Below are 7761 nucleotides of genomic sequence, written 5' to 3' on the forward strand. Positions count from 1 at the left end.
CGTACCGTGGCACTGAGGTCTTCACGGGCGCCGTCGATGCTGCCGCACCTTTCCCGGTCAAGATCGATCTCGGCCGGTTGTAGCGGCGTCTGCCGGGCGTTGCCGGGCAAGCCGGCCGGCAGGATCCCGGGGGCGCATGAGTGTTCGGCGCGGCGGTGACGCAGGGCCGGCACGCGGGCTGTTACCGGTCGCCCGCTCGCCGGGCAACCGGTATACGCCTGCGCTGGTTAAGGGCGTGTGCGTAGTGGCCGAATCCCCCCTCGGACACTCTCGTTCGTACATGATCTCTTGAGGCTGGGCTTCGGCGGTCACTCGGTGGGTTCCCGGCTCGTAGATCAGCTGGAGCCCGAGCTGGGTGTAGATCTCGGCCTTGTCAGCTGGGTCGGCCTCAGCGAGGACCGTGACGATGTCGCCCATGACGGTGACGATGTCGCTGATCTCCTGTTCAGTCATGCGCTGACGGTCGGTCGATCTCGGCCCACGACCCGAAAGCTCGCGGCTCGCGGCCCAAGAGCCCACGACCCGAGGGAAAGGGACGCACACCGGGTCGAAGGTCCGCCGCGGTGGAGTCACCACACGTCGCGCTAATCACTACACGTCGTACTGCCGGGCGTGCGGATGACCGCGACCGCGCACTGGGCGTGTGTCACACACTGTGAACTGATGGAGCCCAGCAGCAGCTCGGCAAATCCGCCGCGGCCCCGGGCTCCGATGACCAGGAGCTGCGCCCCCGCCGCGGCCCGCAGCAGGCTGGACGCGGCCGCTCCGCGGATCAGGTCCGTGCGCACATCGAGATCACCCGGCTCGGGCAGACCCACGCGCACCGCCTCGTCCAGCACGGCCCGCGCGGCGCCTTCGAGGGCGGCGTCGACGAGGGCCGTTCCGCCGGATCCCGTCGCACCGAACGCGGGACCACCGAGCGCCGACCCGCCGAGCGCCGCATCGGCGGGCTCCGGGTCACCAAATCCTGGACGATCATCGAGTACCGTGCCCCCCGATGCCGTGCCCCGAACTCCACGGCCGGCGAATCCCGGAGCGAAGCCCGTTTCGCCCGGGTCCGTCCGGATAGATCCGGTCCCGCCCGGATCCGTGTCGCCGAGCCCCGCCCCGGCCGACGCCGCACCAGCCGGCCCGGCACGAACGGCCCCGGCGCCCACCGTGGGTACCGCGCCGGCGGACCTGGCACCGCAGAGTCCCAGCCGGACAACGCACTCCGGTGACAGCGGCGCCCAGGCGTGCAGGATGCGCAGCGACGCCCGGCGCAGCGCCGCCTCCTGGGCGGCCCACCGCAGCGCGGCCAACGAGCAGGCGGACCCGTCCACCCCGACGACGACGGGCCCGCTCTCGGCCGGCTCCGCCGACCTGCCGTGGACCACGACCACCGGCGCCGACGCCCCGTACACGCACGCCATGCTGACCGAACCGGCAGGCAGGCGGCGCGGCCGGTCACGGCCGCGGGCACCGAGGACGAGCATGACCGCGCCCTCCGACTCGGTCAGTATCGTGTCCACCGGGTTCCCGTACACGGTCCGCTCGACGATCCAGGCGTCGGGCTGGGCCTCGCGGACCCGGTTGACGACGTCGTGCAGCATCCACTGGGCCGTCCAGCGGGGATGCTCCGGTGAGGTGGCGGGCGGCGGCTTCACCCGCGTGCAGAACGGGCCGGCCGCGGCCCAGACGAGCACGGCACGCACCCGCGCGCTACAGCGACGCCCCGCGCGCACGGCCCACCGCAGCGCGCGCTCGGCATCTGTCGATCCGTCGATCCCGACCACGATGTCCGCCACGCGACACCGCCTCCCCTCCGAGCATCCTCGCTCGCCGAGCAGGCATCCGTCCCGACCCCGTGTCTACTACAACACGAAGAGCCAACGGGCGCGAGGGGAGACAGACGGGAGACCGTGGATGGATCTCCCGGCAGTGGCGGACGCCGGTCATGAACAGGTCAATATCGTTCATGACCAGGTCGATATCGTTCACGAAGAACCCAATATCGGTCACGAAACGGTAACAGATCTCGGTGCCGACCAGGGTGTGCGCGGAAAACCCGAGGGAACACCAGGAGAGGAGGTGGTACGGATGTCGGTCCGTCCGACCCCCGCCTCGGTGCTCGGGCCGAAGGCCGAGGTTCCCGAGCCGGCGACGGCGGTGGTGGAGCTACTGGGGATACTGCGCCGCCATCTGGGCATGGATCTTGCCTGGCTCGGTCGCATCGAGGCGGACGTCCTCGTCGTGCAGGTCATCAACGGGGACGGCGCGTCGTTCCAGCTGGCCCCGGGCTCCACCGTTCGGCGCGAGAGCGCCCTGTTCGGACGCGTCCTGTCCGGTGAGTTTCCCACCGTCATCCCGGACACCCGAGCCGATCCGCGCATCCTGCGACTGCCCGTCGTCGACGAACTCGACGTGGGGGCCTACGCCGCCGTGCCGCTGGTCGACAGCGACGGCATCGTCTACGGCCTGGCCGGCTGTCTCGGGCACGGGCCGCATCCGCACCTGCGGCCGCGCGACGGCCGGTTCCTGCGGATGATCGCGGAGATCCTCGGCGATTCCGTGACCGACCTGCACCGGATGTGGGAGGTCCGCAGCCGCGTCTGGCGCGACGTCAGCCATGTGATCGACGGCGGGGGGCCCGCGCTCGCCTTCCAGCCGGTGCTCGACCTCGAACACGGAAAGATCATCGGAGTGGAGGCGCTGTCCCGGTTCTCGGACTACGCCCGCAGCCCGTCACAGTGGTTCACCGCGGCAGGCTCCGTCGGCCTCAACGTCGATCTCGAACTCGCCGCGGTCCGACGCGCGCTCGCCGTGCTGCCCCGGCTGCCGACGCACATGATCCTCGCGATTAACGTCTCGGCGACGACCCTCTCGGCCGGCCTGGTGGATATGATCATGAACGAGGATGCCGAACGCATCCTCGTGGAGATCACCGAGCACGAACGGATCGGCGACACTCCGGCAATCAACCGCGACATCGAGCACCTGCGCCGGCTCGGCGTCCGCATCGCCGCCGACGACGTGGGTACCGGCTATGCCGGGCTGGAACAGCTCGTCCGGCTGCGACCGGAGATCATCAAGATGGACTGCTGCCTGACCCAGGGCATCGACACCGACCCGGCCCGGCGGGCCGTGGCCGCCGGGCTGGTGCACGTCGCCAAGGAGATCGGAGGCAGCGTGGTCGCCGAGGGCATCGAGACCGCGGCCGAGCTCCAAGCCACCCGGGAGACCGCGATCCCCTACGGCCAGGGCTTCCTTCTCGGCCCGCCCACCCCCGTCCTGCCCGAGGCCGTCAGGTAAGCCCCGCCGTCAGGTAAGCCCCGGCGCGCTCGGCCGCAGTGGCGGCGGTCAACTATCGACGGCGGTCAACCATCGACGGCGGGGCTCTCCCGACGCAGCCGGAACCAGACGACCTTCCCGTCGCCGGGGATGACGTCGGCGCCCCAGGTCTCAGCGAGCTCGGCCACCAGGTGCATGCCCCGCCCGCCGAGCGAGTCGGTGTCGACCTGCTGCACCTGCGGGAGGCGGCTGTCCGGATCCTGGACGCCGACCCACACCTGGTGGTCGGTTGTCCGGATCTCCAGAACCGGCTCACCGCGGCCGTGCACGACGGCGTTGGTGACCAGTTCGCTGGCGAGCAGCACGACGATCTCGGTCAGCTCCGCCGCGAAGCCGGTGCCGGCGAGGCCCGCGGCCAGCCGGACCCGGGCCTGCCGGGGCGCGATCGGGCTGAGCGGCAGCACGAACCTGTCCAATGGCTCGCCGGGCTCGCCCGACTCGCCGGGCAGCTCCGGTTTACCCGTCATGTGAAAGACATTTCCTTGCAATCATGTGGATAAACCAGATGTCGGAGCTCAGTCCGTGACCTGCGCGAGCACCTCGTCCCAGTCCCGCAGGAAACGATCGAGACCGTACCGGGCCAGGGCCGCCCGCCGGGCCTTCTTCCCGTACGCCCGAGCGAGGTCCACCGAAGCGGGAACGGTCCAGCTCAGCGCACGCCGCGCGGGCGGAACTGAACACTGATCCGCGGCCCGACCGGCCGCGCCGTCTTGGGCACGGCATGGTCCCACGTGCGCTGGCAACTGCCTCCCATCACGAGCAGGTCGCCGTGGCCAAGGTCGTGCCGGATCGTCGGGCCGCCCCCGCCCCGCGGCCGCAGCAGCAACGCCCGCGGGGCACCCAGAACGGCGATCGCGACCATGGTGTCGCGGAACCCACCCGGCCCGACGCGATCGCCATGCCAGGCCACGCTGTCACGCCCGTCGCGATACAGGCACAGCCCGGCGGTGGCGAAGCCCTCGCCCAGCTCGGCCGCATAGTGCTCGTCGAGGACCCGCTTCGCCGCGCCGAGCGCCGGATCGGGCAGCGACGCACGCTCGTCGTAGAAGGCGAGCAGCCGGGGAATGTCGACGACCCTGTCGTACATCGTCCGCTGCTCCGCCCGCCAGGGGACACGATCGCGCAGCCGCTCGAAGAGCACGTCGGCTCCAACGATCCAGCGGGGCCGCACATCGACCCACGCACCCCGCGCGAGCCCGACTCGTCGGACGGACGTCCCGAGTGGACCGACCTCGACCGCCGGGGCGTCATCGAGCAACGAGGCCTGGAACGCCGCGATCTCCATGCTTCGACACTACCAAACACACGTTCGAAGACGGGTCTGCGACAAGCCTGCCGGCCCGAAGGCCCAAAGGCCGTCACAGGTTGACGGGCGAGTAATCGGAGCAGGAATAGACGAGGGTAGCCGGCGGGGTCCCCTCGAACCGCATCGTTCCGATGTACGTCGCCCCCGTCGGCGACTTCCGCGAGGTCTTCAGCTCCACGACAGGCCTACGGATCCCGCTTTCCAACCGAAGGCACGACGTAACCGGCACCCGGAGGTCCGCCGCTCCCGCTGCGGCGAACAACACGACCGTCCGACCGGCTCCGACGCGTACCTCCAGCACGTTCACGAAGTAGTTGTCGTCGTAAACGCTCACCGCCACCGACGGCATCGTCACCGTGCCGAGGAGCACAGCCGAGTAGTCCGCCTGGCACGAGTAGCGGAAACGGTAGCTCCCCGGCAGCGCGAGCGAGAACGTCAGTGTTCCGGAGTACCGTCCGGAGGAGCTCACCGGCACGTCGGCCTGGACGGGAAACAGCCGGAGCTCGCGAGAACCCGACGAGACCAGCACGCAGGATGTCCGCGGATCCCGCAGGTCGCTACGGCCGGTCGCGTCGAATCCGACCCGCAGCAGGAAGCCGTCCTGCCGGCTTCTGGTGAGAGTTGCGTAATAGTCGGCGCTGTACTGCGACACCCCGGGCGCGGCTGCGGAGAAGGAGGGCACGACGGTGAGCTCCTGGGACGGTCGGGGGGAGCCTGCTGCAGTGGCCGAACTCGTTCGCGCCCCGCTCCCCGCACCGCTCGCGGCACCACTCCCCGCACCGCTCGCGGCCGCGGACGGCGATACCCTCGGGACGCCGTCTTCCGGTCCGGTCGCGGCCACCGTCGCGGACGCGGTGCCGGTCAGGGACCCGTTGCCCGGATGGGCGCCGACACCACCGCGGGCGAGGAACACCCCGGCCAGGATCGCGAGGACGGCTGTCAACGTCCCGGCCACGAGCCACACCCGTCCTGAGGGACGGCCAGGCGCCCCGAGCGTCCCAGGCGCCCCAGGCGTCCCGGAGTCGGGCCACCGCGAACCGCCTGCCTCCGGCTCGCCGACAGGCGGCAGCAGGGCCGTTGCCGGTCGCGAGACCGTAGGTACCCGCGGCAACGGCGGTGTCGGTACCTGTGCCGGCGATGGTACCGGTGATGCCGGTCCCCCGGCCGCGAGGGAGGCGAGGGCGCGCGCGGCAGCCGCGGCATCCAGCCGGACTACCGGGTCCTTCTCGAGCATCGCATCCAGCACCGGCCGAAGTGGACCGGCGAGCACGGTCGGGCGCGGCGGTTCGAACAGGATCGCGCTGAGCAGCCCGGCGGTCGTGTCGGCCTGGAACGGTAACCTCCCCTCCACCATCTGGTAAAGGGTGACTCCCAGGGAGAACACGTCACTACGCCCGTCCGCGGGCTGACCGCCGAGCCGTTCGGGAGCGACATAGGCGATGGTGCCGACCACTCCGGCGGCGGTCATCCGACTGTCGTCGTTGTGCGCGGCGATACCGAAGTCGGTGACGAGTGCCCGGCCACTCTCCGCCAGCAGGATGTTGCCCGGTTTGATGTCGCGATGAACGACGCCCTTCGCGTGGGCGAAGGCGAGGGCATCGGCGACCGCCGCTCCAATCGACGCTGTCTCATCTGGCCGTAGCCCGCCCGATCCCCGCAGCCGGTCCGCTACCGACCGAGCCGGGATGATGAGGTCCATGACGATCCACGGCAGCCCGCCGTCCTCGACCACGTCATGGACGCTGACGATCCCGGGGTGACCCCGAAGGCGGGCGGCGTTCATCCCTTCCCGCCGTGCGCGGGCGATCCGTTCGGTCCACTCCCCCGGCGTCGAGTCGACGGGGATCGAGACTTCCTTGAGCGCGACGTCGACCCGCAGCATCTGGTCGGTCGCCCGCCAGACGGCCCCCATCCCGCCAGCCCCGAGGCGGTCCTGGAGTCGGTAACGGCCGGCGACGACCAGTCCCGCATGGCCTACCACGGTTCTCCCCGATCCTCCCCGTCCGTGCCGTCCGTTCTGGACGGCTACTTTAGTGAGGGTTCCGTGGATGTCTCCCCGCCGGCCCGGTCGGCCCGGTCGGCCTGATCCCGACTTACCAGGCCGCCGATCGCGCACTCGTCGTGGGGCCGCCGAATTCAGGGGAGGAAATAACGGTCCAGGGGCCACCGACCGTACTCAGGTCCCCCGAACTCAGGTCCCCCGAACTCAGGTTCGACCGGCTCGGGTCCCCCGCACTCAGGTTCGACCGGCTCGGGTCCCCCGCACTCAGGTTCGACCGGCTCGGGTCCCCGTGCCCAGATCCCCCGAGCTCAGGTTCGGCGCCGGGGGGTGCGGGGCGTTGCGTGCGCCGAGCATCTCGGCGGTGATCTCGCGGACCTCGGCCATTCTCGGGACGGCGCGCCCCGCGTCGGTCAGCTCCCGCTGCACGGAGGTCATCTCCACCTCGGGCATGCCGCAGGGCGTCGCCCAGGTCCATGGCCGCATGTCGCAGTCGACGTTGAGCGCGAATCCGTGGCTGGTCACCTTGCGCGTGCACCGCAGGCCGATGGACGCGATCTTCCGGTTGGTCCGGCGGGTCCAGACGCCCGTGAGCTCGACGGAGCCGGGCGGGGTGTCCCGCCGCTCGGCCGGAATGCCGAGCGCCTCGACCGTGTCCACCAACCGGGCCTCCAACAGCCGCAGGAACGGCACCACCGCGTTCATCGCGCCGATATGACACATCACGTAGCCCACCAGCTGGCCGGGGGCGTGGTACGTCAGCAGCCCACCCCGGTTGGTCTCGTGAACCGGGATGCCCAGCCCCGCGAGCGGGCGGTGCTCGGGCGGGGTCCGCTTGCCGACGGTGTAGACCGGCGGATGCGACAGGAACCACAGCGTGTCCGGCCGCACGCCGTCGATCCGTTCCCGCACCATCACCCGCATCCGTGCCATGGCAACCTCGTAGTCGACAAGATCGTCGTCGAGGCGCAGCAGGATCTCAGGCCAGGTCACCGGGCCCGGGACCGGGCCGCCGTCCACCCCGTCGACGGCGTCCACCCGGTCGATAGCATTCGCGGGGTTCACGGCATTCACCTCTCCACCGTATGCCCGGGTTCCGGCGGTCCGGGCCGAGATGATCCCGCGC

The 7761-nt window shown here is 70.8% G+C and carries 6 protein-coding genes; 1 reads left to right on the plus strand and 5 read right to left on the minus strand.

Annotated elements, in window-relative coordinates:
• Positions 1–584: 584 nt before the first annotated feature.
• Positions 585–1787, minus strand: a complete 1203-nt coding sequence (locus tag AC08ON_RS12055; RefSeq protein WP_476607450.1) for a universal stress protein — start codon at positions 1785–1787, stop codon at positions 585–587.
• A gap of 292 nt (positions 1788–2079) precedes the next feature.
• Between AC08ON_RS12055 and AC08ON_RS12060 the strand changes: the two genes are divergently transcribed.
• Positions 2080–3291: a sensor domain-containing phosphodiesterase gene (locus AC08ON_RS12060; RefSeq protein WP_476607451.1), complete on the plus strand. Its 1212-nt coding sequence runs from the start codon at positions 2080–2082 to the stop codon at positions 3289–3291.
• A gap of 65 nt (positions 3292–3356) precedes the next feature.
• On the opposite strand, the gene AC08ON_RS12065 is transcribed toward AC08ON_RS12060, so the two are convergent.
• The 4 genes from AC08ON_RS12065 to lipB all read right to left on the minus strand — a co-directional run.
• Positions 3357–3797, minus strand: a complete 441-nt coding sequence (locus AC08ON_RS12065) for an ATP-binding protein (RefSeq protein WP_476607452.1) — start codon at positions 3795–3797, stop codon at positions 3357–3359.
• 182 nt (positions 3798–3979) lie between these two features.
• A complete protein-coding gene (locus AC08ON_RS12070; RefSeq protein WP_476607453.1) occupies positions 3980–4615 on the minus strand; it encodes an alpha-ketoglutarate-dependent dioxygenase AlkB in 636 nt (211 codons plus the stop codon).
• Positions 4616–4688: 73 nt separating this feature from the next.
• The gene (locus AC08ON_RS12075) at positions 4689–6617 is read right to left on the minus strand and encodes a serine/threonine-protein kinase (RefSeq protein WP_476607454.1); all 1929 of its coding nucleotides are present in this window, start codon (positions 6615–6617) and stop codon (positions 4689–4691) included.
• Positions 6618–6902: 285 nt separating this feature from the next.
• On the minus strand, positions 6903–7761 hold an 859-nt coding region (gene lipB / locus AC08ON_RS12080; protein ID WP_476616980.1), incomplete at its 5' end, for a lipoyl(octanoyl) transferase LipB.

The sequence above is a fragment of the Frankia sp. CoWAU3 genome (assembly GCF_977971855.1).

Bases quoted from the DNA above. Each gene is read 5' to 3' on its own strand.
- AC08ON_RS12060 (WP_476607451.1), top strand. From the start codon at position 2,080: ATGTCGGTCCGTCCGACCCCCGCCTCGGTGCTCGGGCCGAAGGCCGAG.
- AC08ON_RS12070 (WP_476607453.1), bottom strand. From the start codon at position 4,615: ATGGAGATCGCGGCGTTCCAGGCCTCGTTGCTCGATGACGCCCCGGCG.
- AC08ON_RS12065 (WP_476607452.1), bottom strand. From the start codon at position 3,797: ATGACGGGTAAACCGGAGCTGCCCGGCGAGTCGGGCGAGCCCGGCGAG.